Annotated in this window: 20 protein-coding genes, 1 other RNA gene and 1 riboswitch; of the genes, 3 read left to right on the forward strand and 18 right to left on the reverse strand. The window is 41.3% G+C overall.

Going from position 1 to position 19952, the window contains the following annotated elements; genetic code table 11:
- Position 1 precedes the first annotated feature (1 nt).
- Entirely contained in the window at positions 2-673 is a 672-nt protein-coding gene (locus C6348_RS05490; RefSeq protein ID WP_106042219.1) for a ribonuclease H family protein, read from the reverse strand.
- Between the two features lie 94 nt (positions 674-767).
- On the opposite strand from C6348_RS05490, the gene C6348_RS05495 reads away from it, so the two are divergent.
- The 3 genes from C6348_RS05495 to C6348_RS05505 are packed head-to-tail and all read left to right on the forward strand — an operon-like array spanning position 768 to position 2024.
- Positions 768-1457 carry a queuosine precursor transporter gene (locus C6348_RS05495; RefSeq protein WP_095285309.1) on the forward strand — a complete coding sequence of 230 codons (690 nt, stop codon included), beginning with the start codon at positions 768-770 and terminating at the stop codon, positions 1455-1457.
- A gap of 1 nt (position 1458) precedes the next feature.
- On the forward strand, positions 1459-1854 hold the full coding sequence (locus C6348_RS05500; protein ID WP_034660999.1) for a reverse transcriptase-like protein: 396 nt from the start codon (positions 1459-1461) through the stop codon (positions 1852-1854).
- Positions 1855-1898: 44 nt separating this feature from the next.
- On the forward strand, positions 1899-2024 hold the full coding sequence (locus tag C6348_RS05505) for a hypothetical protein (protein WP_003215584.1): 126 nt from the start codon (positions 1899-1901) through the stop codon (positions 2022-2024).
- Between the two features lie 16 nt (positions 2025-2040).
- Here C6348_RS05505 and C6348_RS05510 read toward each other — a convergent pair whose 3' ends face one another.
- The 17 genes from C6348_RS05510 to C6348_RS05590 all read right to left on the reverse strand — a co-directional run bounded on the left by C6348_RS05510 (position 2041) and on the right by C6348_RS05590 (position 19943).
- Positions 2041-2928 (reverse strand): 5'-3' exonuclease, encoded by an 888-nt coding sequence (locus tag C6348_RS05510; protein ID WP_106042221.1) that lies wholly within the window; start codon positions 2926-2928, stop codon positions 2041-2043.
- A 275-nt stretch (positions 2929-3203) separates the two neighbouring features.
- Positions 3204-3467, reverse strand: coding sequence for a YpbS family protein (locus C6348_RS05515; protein WP_095285311.1), 264 nt, complete (start codon positions 3465-3467; stop codon positions 3204-3206).
- Between the two features lie 41 nt (positions 3468-3508).
- Entirely contained in the window at positions 3509-7108 is a 3600-nt protein-coding gene (dynA, locus tag C6348_RS05520) for a dynamin GTPase (protein ID WP_106042223.1), read from the reverse strand.
- A gap of 133 nt (positions 7109-7241) precedes the next feature.
- Entirely contained in the window at positions 7242-7349 is a 108-nt protein-coding gene (gene fbpC, locus C6348_RS05525) for a Fur-regulated basic protein FbpC (RefSeq protein WP_309415589.1), read from the reverse strand.
- A 64-nt stretch (positions 7350-7413) separates the two neighbouring features.
- Positions 7414-7923, reverse strand: a complete 510-nt coding sequence (locus C6348_RS05530) for an isoprenylcysteine carboxyl methyltransferase family protein (protein WP_106042225.1) — start codon at positions 7921-7923, stop codon at positions 7414-7416.
- Positions 7920-9020, reverse strand: coding sequence for a type III polyketide synthase (locus tag C6348_RS05535; RefSeq protein WP_106042227.1), 1101 nt, complete (start codon positions 9018-9020; stop codon positions 7920-7922). Before C6348_RS05535 ends, C6348_RS05530 begins: the two co-directional genes overlap by 4 nt.
- Positions 9021-9255: 235 nt before the next feature.
- Complete coding sequence (pbuX, locus tag C6348_RS05540) at positions 9256-10575, reverse strand: xanthine permease PbuX (protein WP_106042228.1); 1320 nt, start codon at positions 10573-10575, stop codon at positions 9256-9258.
- Positions 10572-11156 carry a xanthine phosphoribosyltransferase gene (gene xpt / locus C6348_RS05545; protein WP_034661972.1) on the reverse strand — a complete coding sequence of 195 codons (585 nt, stop codon included), beginning with the start codon at positions 11154-11156 and terminating at the stop codon, positions 10572-10574. Before xpt ends, pbuX begins: the two co-directional genes overlap by 4 nt.
- Positions 11157-11277: 121 nt before the next feature.
- Positions 11278-11377: riboswitch (purine riboswitch) on the reverse strand.
- A gap of 136 nt (positions 11378-11513) precedes the next feature.
- Positions 11514-13019 carry a carboxypeptidase M32 gene (locus C6348_RS05550; protein ID WP_034661008.1) on the reverse strand — a complete coding sequence of 502 codons (1506 nt, stop codon included), beginning with the start codon at positions 13017-13019 and terminating at the stop codon, positions 11514-11516.
- 127 nt (positions 13020-13146) lie between these two features.
- Positions 13147-15078, reverse strand: a complete 1932-nt coding sequence (locus C6348_RS05555; protein WP_034661009.1) for an ATP-dependent DNA helicase — start codon at positions 15076-15078, stop codon at positions 13147-13149.
- Between the two features lie 74 nt (positions 15079-15152).
- Complete coding sequence (locus C6348_RS05560) at positions 15153-15350, reverse strand: hypothetical protein (RefSeq protein ID WP_034661010.1); 198 nt, start codon at positions 15348-15350, stop codon at positions 15153-15155.
- A 107-nt stretch (positions 15351-15457) separates the two neighbouring features.
- On the reverse strand, positions 15458-16612 hold the full coding sequence (locus C6348_RS05565; RefSeq protein ID WP_106042230.1) for a THUMP domain-containing class I SAM-dependent RNA methyltransferase: 1155 nt from the start codon (positions 16610-16612) through the stop codon (positions 15458-15460).
- A gap of 110 nt (positions 16613-16722) precedes the next feature.
- Positions 16723-17106, reverse strand: an RNA gene (gene rnpB, locus C6348_RS05570) — RNase P RNA component class B.
- 61 nt (positions 17107-17167) lie between these two features.
- A complete protein-coding gene (gene gpsB, locus C6348_RS05575) occupies positions 17168-17473 on the reverse strand; it encodes a cell division regulator GpsB (RefSeq protein ID WP_012010336.1) in 306 nt (101 codons plus the stop codon).
- A gap of 75 nt (positions 17474-17548) precedes the next feature.
- Entirely contained in the window at positions 17549-18091 is a 543-nt protein-coding gene (locus tag C6348_RS05580) for an SLOG family protein (RefSeq protein WP_170938393.1), read from the reverse strand.
- Between the two features lie 49 nt (positions 18092-18140).
- Entirely contained in the window at positions 18141-18380 is a 240-nt protein-coding gene (gene cotD, locus C6348_RS05585; protein WP_034661015.1) for a spore coat protein CotD, read from the reverse strand.
- Positions 18381-18695: 315 nt separating this feature from the next.
- Positions 18696-19943 (reverse strand): ribonuclease H-like domain-containing protein, encoded by a 1248-nt coding sequence (locus tag C6348_RS05590; protein WP_034661016.1) that lies wholly within the window; start codon positions 19941-19943, stop codon positions 18696-18698.
- Positions 19944-19952: the final 9 nt, after the last annotated feature.

Here is a 19952-nt window from a genome sequence, read left to right on the forward strand (position 1 = left end):
ATTATTCAGCTCCGTCTGCTTCTAATTTCAATGTACTTTCGATTGGGACGTCTGCAAGAATCTGTCTTGCAAGCTGATCCGCTTCTGCATTTTGTTTCCGATCGATGACTTCATAGGTTGGCGTCAGCTTCAGCTCTTTTAAAGCTGCTTCAATTCGGTCAAGCCATTTGTTATGTACATCATCATAACAAGGCCATTCTCCTTTTAACTGATTCATGACAACAAGTGAATCTCCTCTAATCGTGACAGAATTTCTGCTTGCCCCTAGGTCTTTTAAAGCTTTTACTGCCTCAAATAAAGCCGCATACTCTGCTTCATTATTGGTGCTCCCTTGGAAAGGCTGATTTTTTCTCAATCGATAAGCGTCTTTTCCCAGCTTATAGTAGACGACAACTCCAAGACCAGAGTCGCCTATTTCTTTATGAAAACTTGCATCAAAATAGACTTGAAGCTGATCAGGTTCAAGCTTTAGTTCTTCATTTAGCTTTTCAAGCTCTTTTATGAACCACACGGCCCCTTTTTCATCTTCAAATGACAGGAGTGACTGTGGTTCTTTTTTGTCGATATATTTTGCTAACCTCAAGGCCTCTTTTAGCTCCAACCAATCTTCTTGGTAAAAAGCAATGGACCCAATTGATTTCACTTTCATTGTGTAGTGTGCTCTTAATTTCATTGATCACATCGCCTTCCCGTGCTTTTAAGGTAAACATACGTTATGCTATAATCAAAAAGTTACATTTTACAATGAGAAAGGAAGTTCATGTCACTTGTTTAATGAAGGTATTTGGATCTTATTTGCGATCATTAATTTTATCATTGTTCTTCTATTTTATAAAGGATTTGGCAAGATGGGCCTTTTTGTCTGGATTGGCTTTGCGACGGCTGCCGCAAATTTACAAGTTGTCAAAACCGTTGAATTATTTGGCTTAACGGCAACACTTGGAAATATTTTATATGGCAGTGTGTTCTTTGCAACGGACGTATTAAATGAAAAATATGGACAAAATGAAGCGAGAAAAGCTGTCTGGATTGGCTTTGCCACCCTTTTAACACTAACTGTTGTCATGCAGGAGGCTTTGCTTTTCCATCCCGCTCCATCTGATATCTCACAATCATCGCTGGAAACGATATTTGGCTTTATGCCAAGGGTTGCACTTGGCAGTCTTGCTGCTTATATCATCAGTCAAATGCTAGATGTTTATGTATATTCGTTTATTCGCCGGATATTTCCTTCCGATGGTGCGCTCTGGGTGCGCAACGCCGGAAGTACGATGATTAGCCAGCTTCTTGATACACTGATTTTCACGACCATTGCCTTTCTTGGCACGTATCCATTTCATGTATGGATTGAAATCTTCATCACGACATATGTCATTAAATTTATCGTAGCTGCGATTGCGACACCTTACGCGTATGCAGCGAAAAAAATGGTTCCGCTTGATGAAAGGGTGAAATAATGTGCCAGCTGAAATATACATTGATGGTGCAAGTGCAGGTAATCCAGGTCCCTCTGGCATCGGCATTTTCATTAAATATGATGGAAAGGCTGAATCCTTCTCCATTCCTCTTAGATCAATGAGCAATCACGAAGCAGAATTTTCCGCTCTGATCGAGGGGATGAAAATATGCGCGGAAAAAGGATTGCGTACCGTTTCATTTCGAACAGATTCACAAGTAGTTGACCGCGCAGCCAATGCAGGATTTGCTAAAAATCCAGCCTTTCAGCATTTTATCAAAGAGATGATCGAACTTCAAAGCCAGTTTGATTTATTTTTCATTAAATGGATTCCGAGTAAGGAAAATCAAATAGCGGATCAACTCGCTAGAAAAGCGATTCACCTTTCTAAAGGATGAATCGCTTTTTTTCGGTTATGCTAATGTGTGTGAGGTGATACTGATTGGATAAAGAAAATAAAGGTCGTGTCACAAATGGGACAACCCCACAAGGTGATGCGCAAACAAAAGATAAACAGCCACTATCTCAGCTGGAAAATAGAGCGAAGAAAAGCAATACAAAAAGATGAACCTGAGAGATCGGCTTTAGCTGATCTCTATTGTACTTAAACGATTCATCATCGGTTCGATTCCTTTGATTTGATGGTACCTCAGCATAGCAGCAGCACGTTCTTGATTGATGTTCATTTTCGTCTCATCAATTGGACAGCTGAGCGGGACATCACATTTGATCTCTGCCAATAGACGAGAAAGCTTCAGATCTTCTAATCCTGCTTGCATTTTCTTTTGCTGTGCAGCCGTTAGTTCATGGACATTTTCTAACAAACCGTCAATCGTTTCATATGTTTGGATAAATTTTAATGCGGTTTTTTCTCCGATTCCTTTGACACCTGGATAATTATCACTTGCATCACCCATGAGCGCTTTCATATCGATCAGCGCCTTTGGAGAGATTCCCATTTCCTCTTCGAATAAGACTTTTGTATAATGCTTATAATTGCCAATTCCTTTTTGCATCAAGGCAACAGTGACTTGTTCATTCAAAATTTGCAGCAAATCTTTGTCTCCAGTTAGGACAGTCACCCGTGCTTCTTTTTGGTAGAGCGCAGCAAGAGTACCGATACAATCATCTGCTTCAAAGCCCTTTAAACCAATGTTTACAATTCCCAGTTCTTCTGTAGCTTCTTTTGCTAAATCGAATTGCGGAATGAGCTCGACAGGCGCCTCTCCCCGATTTGCTTTATAATCTTGAAACAATTCGTTTCGGTATGTTTGGCTTCCCATATCCCAGCAGCAAACAATATGCGTTGGCTCAAATGTCTGTACAGCCGTTAATAAGTGCTTCAAATAGCCATTGACTCCATTTGTCGGCACACCGTGATCATTTATCATAAAATTGCGATGTACAGCCGTTGCATAAAACGATCTGAACAAAAGCGCCATTCCATCTACAAGCAGTACGTGTTTATTCATTCTTATAAACTCCCTTTTTCAAAACAATACTCCTATTCTATCACAGAACACAAAATTCGACATAAAAAAGGCGCCTTCTTCTTTTAGAAAAGAAGAGGCACCCTGTTTACTTTTGACCGTATTGCATTTTTTTCGACTCTGCTTCTGCATAGGACGGCATGTCTTTTTGTTTAGGGTCACGCTCATCCTGCTGCTTTGTCTGTTGCTTTTTTTTCATGATCATTCCCCTTTCTCGGTACATTCATTAAGATGACCAAAAAAGAGAAAGTTACTCTTTACTTCTGTTTCCGCTTGACATACTCCCTGACCATATCATTCGTCACATGCTTACGCAGCGGAACAATACCGCCTCGTGCAAGCTCATTCATCTTCGACGTAATGGCATTGATGTCGTCTGTTGTAAATGGCTCGTTTTGCTCACATTTGAATACAGCAGTCTCTATTGCTTGTTCTCTTTTCTGTTCAAGCTCAAGAAAGGACTGAATATGAGCATGCTGCTTTTGTGAGTGTGCGGAAATCTCTTTGTGTACGCTCGTCATTTTCTATCAACTGCTTTCTTTTTTATTTAGTCTACCATGAATCAAATGGTTTTCAACTGGTTCTTCCATTCGTTTGTTTGTTCATATACTTGTTCAATTACCGCCTGTTCTTTGGCATCTGTCGTTAGGCTCGTGATAAATGTTTGTTTTTGTTCACTTAGCTGCTCGAGCGCTTCTGTTTCATATCTTTCAGTAAAGGTCTTCACCATTGTGTCGTACCTGCTCAGTAATTCTTCTTTTTCTTTATCTGCCCATTTCGTGGTTAACTGATGAAGAATATCTCGAATCGCTTCAATGAACGCAGCCTTTCCATTCTGTTCAAAGAAAACTTTCGCTGATTTTTGCTTCTTTAAGAGCGGTTCGAATGGCGTCAGTTCAGCTTCGACTTCAATTTGTTTCAGCTCAGCATTTTTCTCTTCTGGCGGCGAGAGTGTGAGAGAAAAGTAGGGGTCTTCTGCACTTGCCGCCTGCAATCCTTTCTCCCACTCCTCTTGGAAATATTGATGAATAAACGATTCCATTCGGATATCAAGCGCCTTTAACTCCTGTACAAATTCAAATTCATAATCCTTCAGTGCCTGCTCAAGCGCTTTTTTCAACTGCTGCCTGAAGTCTCCTTGAGATATTCCAGGGTAAAAGGCTGTCTTTAACAGATCATTCGCAAATAGTGATAGGCGCTGCACAATATGATAGAGCTGTTCATGTAAGTCCTTTTTCACACTTTCTGTCACTAGCTTAGATTGTTTGATATGACTCATTTGATCAAGAATCGCTTCATAGGATGTGTCTATCTTTTTCTTTTCCGCTTGCTTCTCATCTTCTGATTGATGCAGTGTCGCATGCAGCTTGTCGACTGTGCTACATAACCTTCCGGCTTCAAAATACAAAAGCTCGATCGCATCTTTCGTTAATTCTTTCTCAATAAAATAGTCGAGCTGTTTTCTAAGCTTTGCATATTGATTATAAGCTGTCTCTCCCTTTCCTTCGATTTCTTCCTTACTGGACACATGATGAAGGTTTGGGTTTCGGATGCCTTCTTTTGTGAGCTCATTTTTCACATAGTCAAAGACGGTGTCAAGCTCTGCTTGATCCTTTGCGAGGTCAGCTGCATTGATAATAAAGAACATTTTATCCATGCTAAATGAATCTTTTACAAGCCCAAGCTTACGTAAAAATGACCGATCTGCCTTCGAGAAAGAGTGCTGGTAGTAAGTTAAATAAAGAAGAGCATCTGCGTCCTTCATATATTGAAAGGCAATCTCTGTATGGCGCTTATTCATACTGCTGGCGCCTGGCGTATCAACAATAGTCAGCCCTTTATCTGTTAAAGGTGTACTCAAATACACCGTCACTTCCTTCACCACACAAGAAACAGCTTCTTCTGCCACATATGGCCTCAGTTCTTGAAGAGTGACATGAAGCGGCGTTTGCTTAGTAATGTGATGAAGGAAACGTGTATGCGCTTGTAAAAAATGTTCAACAATGATGCGGTGATCTTGTTCAAGCTGTCTTTTTTTCAGCGTTCGTTCGAGCTTGGATGTAAACGTCTCTCCCTTTTCTTCTGAGATCGAAAGTCCGAGGATCTGATTGAGCTCCTCTAATATATCCTGTTCTGTTTTGAACACCACTTTTACACTTTCATGCGGGTGATCTTCCGTCGGTCGCGTCAGCTTATTAATCGTTGCCGTTGTTGGCGTGGGAGAGGATGGCAGTACCTTTCTCCCAACAAGGGCATTTGCAAAGGAAGATTTCCCCGAACTAAAAGCCCCAAATAAAGCGAGTGTGAATTCTTTCGCTTGCAGCCGTTTTGTTCGTTTTTCAAAGGACTTTCTTTGAGATTTGAGAGCGTCTAATGGCAATAAAATCTGAGAAAGCTGTTCAAACTGGTCAATTGACTGTGCCGTCGTGACATGCTGTGACTGACGCATTTGATGTTGCTCTATCTGCTTCTGCGCTTTTTCTTGCTCGCTCTCTTCGGGATGAATGGGCGCGTGATCCTGCTTTAGCTGGTCATGCTGCATCCGCCTCTTTTTCGCATAAAACCAATCTTCTTCGATCTGTTCATCCGTTCCGTTTTGCCATATATCCCATACATGCTGAATATCTCGTTTGATTTGTTCATTTTTTTCGATGCACTGCTCGAGCGTTTGGAGTTCTTTTGCAGCCTGGGCCCATTTTTCTTGATGTTTTGCTTTATCTTTCATAAGCTGGGCTTTCAGCGACTCAGACATTTGTTCAATCAGTGTCATCGCTTTCTGTTTTGCCTGTCTTCTCAAGGCATCGCCAGCATCTTTTGCATATTGCAGTACGTATTCATTGGAGAACGTCGCACCATGATGAATCACACTTTCAAGGAGTGCTTCTTGCACAGGTGTTTCAAATGCCATCACTTGATTTAATAACTCTTCACCAAGCTGATGCTTCTTGACTTCTTTTTTAAGCAGCTCAGCAATATGCCAGTCCACTTCTGCTTTCATCCTCGCTTTGACATCTGCTAAGAAGTCGGTTGCCCGTTTTTCTTTTTCTTGCTCAGTTTTGTTTTTAGCAAAAAGCAGCCCCACTTTAAAGCCAGGTGCTTTTGATTCAATATAGTCGCTTGCGAGTTCCCTCATTTTAAATGGAGTTAGGTTGGCATTTTTTAAGATGCTCTCGACTTCAGAAGATACTTCATCTTCTAACTGTTTGGCTCCATTTTCAATGAAGTAGTTTTTCGCTTCAAACTCCTTTACTTCTTTTCTTTTTTCTTGGAGCTGTGAATCAAGCTCTTCACCTTGCAGCTCTTCTTTTAACGAGTCAATGTGTTCTTTTAAGACATGCTCAATTTTCTGCTCCGTATAAGCCCGAAGTGATGCTTTCGGCAACGTCTGTAATTCTTGTAGTTTTTCGATTAAACGAATCATTTCATTTCTTGGGTGCGTCTCATCGGTTACAGATGTAAAGTATAGATGATCTTCTTCAATGCCCTCTTTAAGGAGCATGTCTACCACTTGATTTTTGTAGTCTTCAAATGCTGTCTCATGCTCATCATGCCGGTCCACTTGATTCACGATGAAATAAAGATTTGGCACTTTCTCTTTAATGGAGCGAATAAAACGAATGTTTTCTTCAGAATGAACATGGTTGTAGTGAACAACATAAAAAAGAGCATCTGCTTGATGAAGAATAGAGGCAGCAGACAAAAAGTGTGCATGATCCGTTGAATCAATTCCTGGCGTATCAATCAGTGCCACCTTTTCTTCCAGTCCTCTATAGTCACCGCTAATTTCCACCATCTCAATCTGTTCTCCATCCTTACAGAAACGCTGTACTGCTTCTTTATCATAAGAGCCGCTCATTTTTGCAAAACGGCCATCAGAGGTGTGAAGCTGCACTTCACTTTCGCCTTTCCTCACGACGACCAAGTTTGCACTTGTTGGGATTGGGCTCGTTGGCAAAATGTGATCATGAAGCAGATGATTCACAAGTGATGACTTTCCAGCAGAATAGTGGCCGGTAAATGCGATATACACTTCTTCTTCTGCTTCCTTTTTGATAATCGATGCAAGTTTGGCTGCGCGCTCATGATCATCCCTTTTGAGAAAGCTTTGATATAAAGCTCCTGTAGTTTGAACGAGCGAATCTCGAATAGACAAGTCTTTCATGACGATAAACCCCTTTGTTTTTAGAAAAGTCAGTTATGTATGTGATACCATTTTACACAAAATAAAGAGATTTTTCTTCTGATCTCAGGAAATAAAAAAAATCTGCTGCCCGATCAGTCGCAATTGACTGAGATCAGGAAGCAGATTTTTTGGAGACACCTTTTAATACGAAGCCAATTAATAGGCTGTATATACACACCGTACCGAGTAAGAAAATCATTGTCATGTGATCACCGTCCATCCTTCATGATTGAGAATGCTTATCATTAATGAAAGTGTAGCACAATTGATAATGATTTTCAATATTAATTTAGCAAATACTGATTTAACGCTTTCTCCTCTGTTTGAATTCTTACAGCCATCATCCATGCATTTAAACACGTAAACAAAATGGCAGTGACATACGCCTCAAACAATAGCGGGATCAGCAAAAGTTCAATCGCCACGACTACATAGTTAGGGTGTTTCAACCAACGATACGGCCCTTTTTTTACAATCATTGCGTTTGGCACGACTAAAATCTTTGTATTCCAGTACGTCCCAAGGGAGCATAATGCCCAGTATCGAATGACCTGTGTAGCCATCAGGAAAAGGAGCAGCACAAGAAAATACCGGGACGGCCCCTTATGTAAAAGCCCTATCTCAACTATGAGTGAGAGAAAAAAGGCCGTATGCATAGCGACCATATAGGGATAATGACTAGCACCAAATTCAATGGCACCCATCGCTTTTACTTTTCTTTCATTTCTTTTGGCCACAAGCATTTCAATGAGCCGCTGACAAACGAAGAAACCGATAACAAGCCAAATGATCATGACAAGACCTCCTCCCATTTCATAAGCAGCAGCTCTGAGGAAAAGCCTGGACCAAGCGCCCCGCAAAGGCCAATATCCCCCGCTTCAGCTGATTGATGTTCAAGGAAATGCTTGATGACATACAAAACTGTGGCAGAGGACATATTTCCGTGTTGTTTGAGTACTTCTTTTGAAGAAAATAGCTGATCCTCTCGTAAAGATAGACTTTCAACATAGGCATCAATCACTTTTTTTCCTCCAGGATGGGCAAGAAAAACGGATAAGTCTTTAGTTGAACATCCAAGCTCCTCTAAAAATCGATCCACCTGCTCTTTTAACCAGCCTGAAATCATAGACGGTATGTCACGGGAGAAAATAACCCGAAAGCCGTCACTTGTAAATTCCCAGCCCATCACATCCTCAGAATCCTTCATCGTGACGGATTGTGTGCTTAGTACTTTAGGGACTGTTTTTAAATGGGCATATTCTAGTGCAGCCGTTTCTCCAGCTAAAAGAGCCGCAGCCGTCCCGTCTCCAAATAAGGAGGTGCCGATTAAATTGCTTTTTGATTGATCTTGCGGCTGAAAGGTTAAACTGCACAGCTCACAGGCAACGACGAGCACCTTTGCTTCTGGATATGCCCTTATGTATTCATAAGCCCGAGACAGCCCTGACGCACCACCCCCGCACCCTAGCCCCCAGATCGGTACTCGTTTCGTATAAGGAGAAAAGGGAAGTACGTTCATCAGCTTTGCATCAAGACTTGGGGTCGATAAGCCGGTACTTGAAATAAAAAACAGTGCATCGATCTCTTCAACCGGGATCGGCTTTTTCAGAAACGCCTTCTCTTGAAGACAATGTAAGATCGCTTCTTTTGCATGAGCCAGTGCCTTCTCCAAATAGATATTGTTTTTCTCTTCAAAAGAGTGGTGCGTCTGATACCATTCAATGGGCTGTACAAATTGCCTGCTCTCAATTTCTCCATTTTGAAAAGCTCTCAGCAGCCGATCAATATCTTTAAACGATCGTTTAAATTGAGACCTAGCAAATTCAGCAGCTGTTTTCTGATCCACGTGATGCTTTGGGAGACTCGTTCCAACTGAAAGAATGTACGCCATCGGCTTCACCTCTTTTTTCGGTTAATATCCCCTATCGAAAAAAGGATATACATGCCAAGTCGTCACAATTCAGTCAAAACATTTTCCTCCGTCTAACTTTTTGTCTTGACGACAATTGATAAATATTGGATAATATAGTTGAAAACATGATGTAGTTTTCCTCCTTCACAGGTTCGTTCCAAGCCAAGCGAACCTGCTTTTTTTATGCAAAAAAACACCTCTTAATGAGAGGTGTTTACATAACAGATTGCTTAGGTTCTTCTATCAGGTCCTGCCCTGTTTCTTTTTTAAATGGAATCATGTGATAAATAATATGAAGCAAAATAGCGGTAAAGCTACCGGCCACGATTCCGTTACTTGTTAATAATTTCACTGATTCTGGCAAATGCTCAAACATTTGCGGCACGACGGTGACACCTAAGCCGATCCCAACTGAGCAAGCAACAATTAGTAGGTTTTCCTGTTTGGCAAAATCTACGCGCGAGAGCATTTTAATACCGTAGGCAATGACCATCCCAAACATGGCGACCATTGCGCCGCCAAGAACTGACTTTGGAATAATCGTCGTAAATGCAGCAATTTTAGGAAAAAGTCCAAATGACATGAGCAATGCTCCTGTCACAACGATGACTTGATTTTTCTTGACTCCTGTCAACTGGATCAACCCAACGTTTTGCGAGTAGGCTGTGTAAGGAAAGGCATTGAAAATACCACCTAATAAAACAGCAATCCCCTCTGCGCGATAGCCTTTCGCTAAATCCTTCTCTTTTAATGACCGGTTTGTTAAATCACCTAATGCGAAATAAACACCTGTTGATTCGACTAATGACACAATCGCAACTAACGTCATCGTCATAATGGGTGCAAATTCAAAGGTAGGCATGCCGAAATAAAATGGTTCAATTATACGAAAAACTTGAGCGTTCGCCACCTCAGCTGTTTCCACTTTCCCCATAAATGCAGCGACTGCTGTCCCAAGGAGAATACCAATTAAAATGGCGATCGCCTTCATAAAGCCTTTTGTGAATCGATAGAGCAGCACAATGATAAACAGCACAAGGAAAGCGAGGCCTAGATTTTCAAAAGAACCATAATCTGCACTTCCTTCTCCACCTGCCATATTGTTCATCGCTACCGGAATAAGGGTAATGCCAATAATGGTGACGACAGACCCAGTCACAACAGGCGGGAAAAATTTCACAAGCTTCCCAAAGAAAAAGGAAAGAAGAATGATGATACACCCAGAAGCGATAATACTTCCATAGATAGACGAAATCCCGTATTTAGAGCCAATCGCAATCATAGGAGAAACCGCAGTAAATGTACAGCCTAATACAACAGGCAGACCGATACCAAAGAAACGGTTTTTCCAAACTTGAAGGAGCGTGGCAGCCCCGCACATGAAAATATCTGCCGAGATTAAGTAAGTCAGCTGTGCAGGGGTGAGGCCGAGCGCATCTCCCACAATGAGCGGCACAAGAACGGCACCTGCATACATCGCCAGCACATGCTGAATCCCTAGCGAGAGCGTTTTGGCTTTTTTAGCGGCACTCATGATTGTACCTCCCGTACAAACGTGACTTTCCCTTCCTCAAGTGATTCAATACGTGCAAGGGACTCGACGCGGTAGCCCATTTGAACAAGCGCATTCCTTCCGGGCTGAAATGACTTTTCAATGACAATGCCAAATCCGGCTACTTTCGCCTTCGCCTGCTTTGCGATTGCAGCAAGCCCTTTAGCGGCTTCACCGTTCGCTAAAAAGTCATCAATGATTAATACACAATCTTTTTCACTGAGATGCGTATTTGAAACAGCGATCGTGCTTTCTACTTTTTTCGTAAAAGAGTACACACTCGCTGTTAATAGGTTATCTGTTAGTGTTAGTGATTGACGTTTTCGAGCAAAGACAACTGGTACTTGAAGAGCTAGTCCAGCCATCACAGCAGGTGCAATGCCAGAAGATTCGATTGTGACAATTTTTGTAATGCCATCATGCTTGAATAATCTAGCAAACTCTTGCCCGATCTCATGCATTAACACAGGATCAATTTGATGATTTAAAAAGGCATCTACCTTTAACACTTGATTTGACAGAACGATTCCTTCGTTCTCAATTTTTTGACGTAACAATTCCATCATTCTTCCTCCCAGCATATTGGCAAACATTTTAATTTTTGCATAAAAAAAGCATTGCTGTCCATGAGGAGCAAGCAATGCGAAAACGATCCACGGATCTTCAGCTCAAACAAGAAAGAACTGTTTCATTTTGCTCACTCATAGTCGGACCGTATCGGTGTCCGGTAGAAACTTGCGTGCCATCATCACGCGATTATATGAGTGTTATAGTGTTCAAATTATAACAAGATTTCAGACGCTTGGAAAGCACTTTTCTAGAAAAATACCGAACTTAAATAATAGATCAGTTCAAAACGTTCGTTTTTAGAATATTCAAGCATCAAAAAAGCACCCTTCTGAGCAAAGGGTGCCTTTTATTTAAGATAAATACAATTTCGTATATTTATCTGTTAAATAATCGATTAAATATTGCACATTTAATTCCTCACCAGTCGCATCTTGAATGATTTCAGATGGTTTTTTGCGTTTTCCATGCTGGTGGACATGTTCTGTGAGCCATTCTTTTATCGGTGCAAAAGACCCATTTTGAATCAGCTCATCAAAATTCGGTAAATCTTTGATCATTTGGTGCTTTAGTTGCGCCGCATACATATAACCAAGCGCATATGAAGGGAAATATCCAAAGCTTCCATCAGACCAGTGAACATCCTGCAAAATGCCGAGTGCATCATTAGGAGGCGTAATGCCAAGATACGCTTTATATTTTTCATTCCACAGTGCAGGCAGGTCTTCAACTGCTACTTCTTCATTAAAAATCGCTTTTTCAATTTCATAGCGGATGATAATGTGAAGCGGATACGTCAGTTCATCTGCCTCAATTCGAATGTAAGTCGGCTTCGATTCATTCACTGCATGCACAAAGTCTTCTAAAGAGACATCTTTAAATTGCTCAGGAGACGCTTCTTGCAGCTTATGATAATACGTTTTCCAGAAATCTTCATGTCTGCCGATAAAATTCTCAAAGAAAAGAGACTGTGATTCATGGATCCCCATTGATGTGCCATCACATAATAGCGTTCCGCTCAGTGCCTCATCAATGTTTTGCTCGTAGATGGCATGACCACACTCATGAATCGTGCCAAAGATCGCCATCCGAAAATCATGCTCATCATAACGGGTCGTCACACGAACGTCCCCTCTGCTCAATGTCACAGCAAACGGATGAACCGTTGTATCCAGACGTCCTGCGTCAAAGTCATACCCCAATTCTTTTAAGAAGAAGAGACTCAGTTCCTTTTGTTTGTCGATCGGAAAACTTTTCGATAAAAATGAAGTATCCGGCTTATGAGGAGAGGCTTCGATTTTTTTCACGAGAGGAACAATGGCATCACGAAGTGCACCAAACTTTTGATCGAGCTGTTCAACTGTCATATCTGGCTCATAGTTATTGAGCAGCACATCGTATGGCGTTTGTTTCACGCCCCAATATTGAATAAAGCGCTTGTTAAAATCAATGAGCTGTTTTAAGTATGGTGCAAAGAGTGAAAAGTCTGATTTCTCCCTTGCTTCTACCCAGACATGCTCTGCTTTTGATTGCAAAATCGAGTATTCTTTAAATTCTTCTTTCGGAATTTTGCTGTTTTCATCATACTCTTTTTGTGATAATTCGAGCGCCTTTTGTGTATCTTTTGACAGCTCATCTCGATGTTTGTTTAATGCGTGAAGAAGATCTCTCATTTCATCAGAAGTCTTCATATTAAAAATATCACTTGATAATTGACCGATGGTTTCAGCTCTGAAATCGGCGCTTTTTTTAGGCGCCTGTGTTCTAGAGTCCCAATAAAGTAAATGGAGCGCCTCCGTATAATGGGCGATTTTTCCTAGTAATTGATAAAACGCTTTCTCTTTTGCTTCAAGACTCATACGTTTGTTCCCCCAATCAATAAAATATGTATGTACGTTTCAAGGCTACTTCAAGGAATGTTCTTTTGTCAATGAAAAAGGAGGATACTCAGATGGTATCCTCCTCTTTTCCTCGTTCGGGCGTTATTTAGATGATTGGCTTGACTGGCAGAACGGATTCAATTTTACTTTGAAGCTCTGTATCTTCCTTACGGTCAAAATAAATATGAATGGTTCCTGCATCTTGGCTTGTCCGAATCAGCCTTCCAATACCTTGTCGCAAGCGCAGCAGCATATACGGAAGGTCAACTTCAGCACGAGCATCCTTTGCTTCATTCCGTTTTGCCTCAAATACCGGATCATGAGGCGGGTAAGGAAGTCCCCAGATGATCACATTTGTTAGTGATTGTCCTGGAATATCCAGCCCTTCCCAAAGGTGAACAGAGCATAACACGGATGTCTCATCTGCTTGGAACTTTTGAACAATCGTGCTGATTTCCTCGTCTCCCTCAAAATACACGTGGAAAGGCAGTGATTCATCCGATGCCTCAAGCTGCTTTCTAAAGAAATGAAGTTCATCAAATGAAGGGAACAAAATCAGAGATCGTCCTCCGTTTTCTTTCAGCTGAGTGATCACTTGCTGTCCTTTTGCCTCTTGCTCTTGAAGCTGCTGAATCCCGTGGAAATAAATCTTCATTTGCTCATCGTAATCATACGGAGAAGCGACACTCATTGATAAATAATCTTTGATCCCAAGACTTTCAGCTAAATAATCAAAGGATTGATTTTCAGACAATGTAGCAGAAGAGAAAATGTATGGTCTTTTTTGCGAGAATACTTTTTCACCAAGCACCTCTGCGACTGTCTTTGGCATCACAACAAATGTCGTATCTAACTCCTGCTTTTCAAGCCAGCTAATCGCATTTTTTTGATATAGCGACAGAGAATACGCCATTTGTTCAATGTACTCTTCCACAACAGACAATTCGTATTGATCGATTGTATACATCTCTGATTCAAACACGAGTGCTTCTCCGATTTTTTCAAGCAAATCACACAATTCACTTGCAGACCGCTTCACTTCATCCACACGTCCAATTTCAAGTCGATGCGAGCCCTTGATTTCTTTGGCATGTGTTTTTAAGAGATAGAAGAACTCATCGTTTGTGGCAAGTGCATCTTCAACGAGCTCGGCAAACTCTTCACGTATATCGTTTTGCAACAGGCGCTCTAAAAATGTTTCGAGCATTGATTGCTTCACTCGGTACGTCAGTGCTTTTTGTGCGGCAAATTCAAGAAGGTGCCCTTCATCAAATACGACGGAGCTATGTTCTGGAAGCAGCGGAAGCTGGCCCTCGCGTTTGCGGGATTCCTTCGTCCACACATGCTCCATGTAAAAATCATGAGAACAGATGATGAGATCGGTTGCTTTCCGGTAATGATCTCTTGATAAATTCAGACCGCAGCGATGACGCATATCGCACGTCAAGCAGTCTTGAAACGAGTCATAGCCAATGCGTGACCATTCATCATTTGATAGTTCTGGATACTCTTTTCGATCACCATACGGATAAAAGTTTTGCATACCATGTGATTCATGAACAAATGAAGGAAGCGATTCATAAATATCGAGCCACTTCTCATCATCTTCACGCTGCATGGTTTTCTCTAGTTTCTTTAAGCATAAATATTGGTCATGCGATTTACTTAATCTCGCATCTATTTGAATATCAAGGTGATTGGCAATTTTATAGATATCACCCTCTTGTTTCACCAGCTGTTCAATTAACGTTTCGTCTGCACATGCAATAATCGCAGGTTTCCCTGTATACCTTGCATATGTGACCGCAAATAATAGATAGACAATGGTTTTGCCTGTGCCTACCCCAGCTTCGGCAAACATCACACTTTTTTCTTTAAAGGCTCTTTCTAGTTGAAAAGCCATAAATATTTGTTCATCTCGAAGATCAAAGCCCTTTTCTGGCAAAATGTCATAGAACACATCACCAATCCAGTTGCCCAGTTCTTCGTAAAAATTATGTTCTTTTGATAATGAAAAAGGCAAACGAGATGCTGTCACCTGCTTCAACCCCCAACTTTTGAATCATTCAGACATTCAATAGTAACATTTATGCTGGGGAATGACAATCTTTTTTACGATCGCAAACGATGTTGATAGGTTTCTTTCATTAAAAATGCATGCTCTGAACGCTCTATGTAAGCCTGAGCAAGCGCTAAATCTTCGATGGCTGCTGTCAGCTGAGCAGATTGTCCACCTTCTTGCCCTTCAATTTTTTGAGCAGTCGAAGCGAGTGCTTTTTGGATTAACTGAAATTGATCATATTGTATCATGGAGACACCTCTTTTTTTAAAATCAAGTTCAGTTTATTCCGCCCCGTGAAGGTTTATACCTTTCTGCGATAAAAAAAGCCACACCTTCTGTAGGTGTGACCATTTTTTTATGATTCAGTTGTCTGTTTTCTAGGCGGGCGTTTTCCCCAATATTGGTAATAGTCTGTTTTAATAAAACCATTAAACAGTTTTCTCTTTTTCGTTGCTTTTCTGCCGAAGCACTCTTCGAACTTTTCGTGTGACGTTAAGATGTAAATGGACCAAGTATCTAGGCTCTTAAATGCTTCGCCCATTCCTTGATACATTTTTTCAACAGCTGGTTTATCACTGAGTCGTTCTCCGTAAGGCGGATTTCCGACAATCACACCATACTCTTCTTTCGTTTGAAAGTCTTTCACTTGCATTTGTTTAAATTGAATCAATTCACTTAGACCAGCTTCTTCAGCATTCATTTGTGCAATGTCTACCATCCGATGGTCGATATCACTTGCAATAATGTGGAGCGGCTGATCATAGTTTGCTTTTTCTTCCACTTCGTGACGCGCTTTGTTCCAAACGTCTTCACCAATCCATTCCCATGACTCGGACGCAAATTCCCGGTTAAATCCTGGGGCAATGTTTTGTCCTATCATGGCCGCTTCAATAGCGATTGTTCCTGACCCGCAGAAAGGGTCAACAAACGGACGGTCAGGTGTCCAGTTTGTTAATAGCACGAGTGCAGCCGCAAGGGTTTCTTTAATAGGTGCTCCGCCTTGATCCGTACGGTACCCTCGTTTATGAAGACCCACACCAGATGTATCAAGCGTGAGCACAGCTTTATCTTTTAAAAGGGCAACCTCAATTTTATACTCAGGTCCTGTTTCTTCAAGCCATTCAGACTGTATGTTGTAAGAGGATATGAGCTTTTGCGCGATCGCCTTTTTGACGATACGCTGACAATCCGGCACACTGGCAAGCTGTGATTTCACAGATTTACCGATGACAGGGAACGTGCTGTTTTTCGGTAAAAAAGAGGACCAGTCAATCGCCTTCGTCCGTTCAAACAGCTCATCGAATGTTTTTGCCGAAAATTCAGCTACTTGTACCTTAATCCGGTCTGCTGTACGCAGCCAAAGGTTCGCACGGCAAATCGCAAGAGCATCCCCCTCGAAAATCACTTTTCCATTGTCTACTGTGCAGTCATAGCCAAGGTCTCTTACTTCTTTTGCAACAATCGCTTCAATTCCCATTGGAGCTGTTGCGATGAGTGTATAGGTTTTCATTGTTTTATCACCTGTTTTCTCGTCCTTTTATGTATTCAAGATAAAAGCTCTCCATATGTTGAAATAGGAGAGCTTTGTTTTTCATCATGTTTATAATAACGGATATAACGTTCTGTAAGCCATGTTTTGTTCCATCGTACTGCAAACGGCAAATGCCTCGTACTCAGGTGGTAATCATCTATCTACAGAATACTCTGTCCTTCTCTCCGTTTGGTTCCTTTGAGAAAGTTCCCCTACCAAGTTTGGGTTTCTCGCTCGAGGGGTTTACCGCGTTCCACTCTCACCATTTCTAGTGAGACTTCGTCACTGTGGCACTTTCAAGGATACTTTGCCATATCCTAAAAGGACGTAGGCATTTTTCCTGCCGTCAGCCTTTCCCAGGCTGCCCTGGCTTATTTTTTCGCCAGGCACGAACACTACGGGCATCTCAGCACCGTGCGAGCATGGACTTTCCTCTGCAATGTCTAAAAGCATTGCAGCGATTACCCGAACGTTAATCAATAATCGTTATTATAAACGACAATGACATCAGGCACAAGCTTTTTTCAGCAAGGCTCAATCATAAAGTTTGCTGCCGAAAACGTGTTTCTCAAGGTTAGATAGTCTTTTTAAAATATCAAAGTTTGTTGTATTAGACTGTGCAGGCTGTCTTTTTCCTTGCTCAACGGCTTCTTCAAGCTGTTTAGACAAATGGAGGTTTTCTTGTTGAAGCTTTTCGATTTCTTGGTTGAATGTCTCATAGTCTTTAATGACCATATCTAAAAATTTATCGACTTCTTCTTGTTTGTATCCTCTGACACCTGTTTTAAATTCTTTTTCTAAAATTTCTTTCGCAGAAAGCTTTACTTTATCAGCAAGCATCTTTTTCACCTCATATCGTGAATTCATAGTATATTTTTTCAGAAATACGTGACGTTGTCAAATTTTCTCTTGCTTTTAGTCAAAAAACGGATCTTCTGCCTCAACTTGCGCTCTCAAATCATCCATTGTGATGTACATAATGGGGTAATCGGTATAGGTTTCCGCTTCTTTGATCATGTACTTTGGCGAGCCATCATGCTCAGGATCATAAAGGACGAGAAGGCCATCTGTTTTTTCAATAAAAAAACGGTTCTTTTGTTTAAATTGTGCCGGACTTTCATACGGTCTATGCGTGACACTTTCTACAAAATCGGCCTGTGCAAGAATCCCTTCATACAACTCTTTGTTTTGTTCATTCCAGCGCTCTTCCTGTTCATAAAATGGTGTAATGACGGCCAGTTTTAACGCTGGATACTCCTCTTGAAGCTCAAATACCACTTCGGCAGTCCAGATTTCTGCCCCAAGCTGGCCTGATATGAGAACCCATTCCAGGCCTTCTTCAATCAGGGCTGTCAGCCTTTTTTGAAGCTCTGCTTTTATGTATTGAAGTGCAGGCTCGTCTTGTTTGAATATCCCAAGCTCAAATGGCTTGTACCCTGTGACAGCAATAATTTTCATTTTTTCACCTGCTTTTAAAAAAAGGGACTTCTAAAAGTCCCATTTCACTTTATCTGTTACAGCAAGGTCCACCGCAGTTAAAGTGTTGATGTGTTGCCGGGTCCACCTGAGAAAACGTATGCGGGAAATAGTGAACATGTTTGAAATTTTGATGGTGAACATTTGTCACATGCTGCGGATGGATATGCGGCACAATTGTTGTTGAATCGCTGTGTGTACAGCAATGATTCGTCGGATGAACAATTGGCTGTGTAACATTCGGCTGGCAATGATGATGATGATGGTACATGTAGCATTCCCCTCTCCTTAATTTTCTTACATTAACAATGTATGAATTAAGAGGTGTACATGTACTAATGCATTAACCTATTTTAAAAGTTTGCAAGAAAAACATCCTTATAGTTTGAAAACACAAAAGCGACTAAAATGACAACAAGAAAAAACAAGTAGAAAAGACCCTTATACATGCTCTACGCTCCTCATTCAATATCTAACGTTATTTTACAGGATTCGTGACTTTTCTACAATAAAAGTGCTAAACAATTTTTATTTTCGGCCGAGAGCCGAACGTTGTCATGTTTTGCGCTTTCCCGGGCAATAATGTTCATTGCCCAGCTTTTCTCAAGAGCCGTTTTTTTCGCTTCTCAAGTTCTTCCGTGTCTCGCTGACTTAACGATGAGAAAGATAATAACGATTCAGTGATGGATAGAGCTGACCTTGCATTTTTTTGACGATGCTCTTTACACTTCGCAAGCTCTATACCCGCTTTTAATGCTAAATGGACATCACTTGATTTAAATAATTTTTCCCATATTTGAACCGCTTCATCCCACTCGTTTTGTCGTTTATATTGTAAGGAAAGATCATAAGACGCCTGATTCGCATGCTCAAAATCAGCATCCGTTAATTTTTGCAAATGCTTCGTTGCTTCCTGTACATCACGATGAGCAAGATGCCACCTGGCGAGCGCATACTTCTCATTGTGTTCCTTTACCGCATCCTCAGATAGTATTTTTTTGGATAGATGAATGTAGAGGCTGATTAACGATAAGACGTCTAGTTCATTATGAGTCAAGATCCCTTCAATCAGCTTCGGATTTTGTTCCTTTAAAAAATGAAAATAAATCATCGGTGCCAAAAACCCCGGCGTGTCGTTTTCACGATGCACGTGCAGCTCTTCTTTTTCCACAACGGATAGCGCCATTCGTTCATATTTATGCTTCCACAATCGTCTAGATCCGTGCAGAAGATCAAAATGTCCGAATTCAGGAAGTGCAGGGATTTGATCTCGTAAGAGCGTATGTCTCGTTTTCACTTGCGGCCAGTCGAACGATTTACCATTATATGTAACCAATGATTCTACGTTCACTTCATCGAGAAAGCTTTTGTACAGAGCCGCTTCATTTCCTGGATTGGTGAGCAGGTGCTGTTTCACCACCACTTTGTCGGAAAAGACACGTGCATGTCCAAGCAAGAAAATCATATTTCCCGTACCGCCAGATAATCCTGTTGTTTCTGTATCAAAGAAAAACAGCTCGTGCGGCTCGTACCCTTTAGCCGATAGCGAATGCTTGATGCCGCTTTCGTTCCATGCCTCGATGATCTTCGGCAGTTCCGCAAACGAATAGCGCCCATGCTGATCTTCTAATGAATAGGTGACTTCCCGAATCAGACAAAAGGAATCCTCAAAGTGATAAGGAGATACACCTAATGTTTCCCATTCTTTTAAAAATGGGATATTTTCTGAAGTCACAGGCTGTGGTTGTCCTTCTAAAGTTTTCTGCCGGTTTTCATGTGTCTGATTGTGCGATAGGTGCTTCTTCATTCTGTTTAATTTCCCTTTTAAAGACATGAGCAGGTG

Origin of the sequence: Bacillus sp. YBWC18, assembly GCF_002998775.1 — a bacterium.
Classification (GTDB): domain Bacteria; phylum Bacillota; class Bacilli; order Bacillales; family Bacillaceae; genus Bacillus.

Coding starts and splice junctions, on each gene's coding strand:
- C6348_RS05590 (WP_034661016.1), bottom strand. CDS start 19,943: ATGTCTTTAAAAGGGAAATTAAACAGAATGAAGAAGCACCTATCGCAC.
- C6348_RS05580 (WP_170938393.1), bottom strand. CDS start 18,091: ATGAAAATTATTGCTGTCACAGGGTACAAGCCATTTGAGCTTGGGATA.
- C6348_RS05560 (WP_034661010.1), bottom strand. CDS start 15,350: ATGATACAATATGATCAATTTCAGTTAATCCAAAAAGCACTCGCTTCG.
- C6348_RS05550 (WP_034661008.1), bottom strand. CDS start 13,019: ATGAGTCTTGAAGCAAAAGAGAAAGCGTTTTATCAATTACTAGGAAAA.
- gpsB (WP_012010336.1), bottom strand. CDS start 17,473: ATGCTTGCTGATAAAGTAAAGCTTTCTGCGAAAGAAATTTTAGAAAAA.
- cotD (WP_034661015.1), bottom strand. CDS start 18,380: ATGTACCATCATCATCATCATTGCCAGCCGAATGTTACACAGCCAATT.
- pbuX (WP_106042228.1), bottom strand. CDS start 10,575: ATGAGTGCCGCTAAAAAAGCCAAAACGCTCTCGCTAGGGATTCAGCAT.
- C6348_RS05515 (WP_095285311.1), bottom strand. CDS start 3,467: ATGACGAGCGTACACAAAGAGATTTCCGCACACTCACAAAAGCAGCAT.
- C6348_RS05530 (WP_106042225.1), bottom strand. CDS start 7,923: ATGATCATTTGGCTTGTTATCGGTTTCTTCGTTTGTCAGCGGCTCATT.
- dynA (WP_106042223.1), bottom strand. CDS start 7,108: ATGAAAGACTTGTCTATTCGAGATTCGCTCGTTCAAACTACAGGAGCT.
- C6348_RS05565 (WP_106042230.1), bottom strand. CDS start 16,612: ATGAAAACCTATACACTCATCGCAACAGCTCCAATGGGAATTGAAGCG.
- C6348_RS05490 (WP_106042219.1), bottom strand. CDS start 673: ATGAAATTAAGAGCACACTACACAATGAAAGTGAAATCAATTGGGTCC.
- fbpC (WP_309415589.1), bottom strand. CDS start 7,349: ATGGACGGTGATCACATGACAATGATTTTCTTACTCGGTACGGTGTGT.
- C6348_RS05510 (WP_106042221.1), bottom strand. CDS start 2,928: ATGAATAAACACGTACTGCTTGTAGATGGAATGGCGCTTTTGTTCAGA.
- C6348_RS05535 (WP_106042227.1), bottom strand. CDS start 9,020: ATGGCGTACATTCTTTCAGTTGGAACGAGTCTCCCAAAGCATCACGTG.
- xpt (WP_034661972.1), bottom strand. CDS start 11,156: ATGGAATTGTTACGTCAAAAAATTGAGAACGAAGGAATCGTTCTGTCA.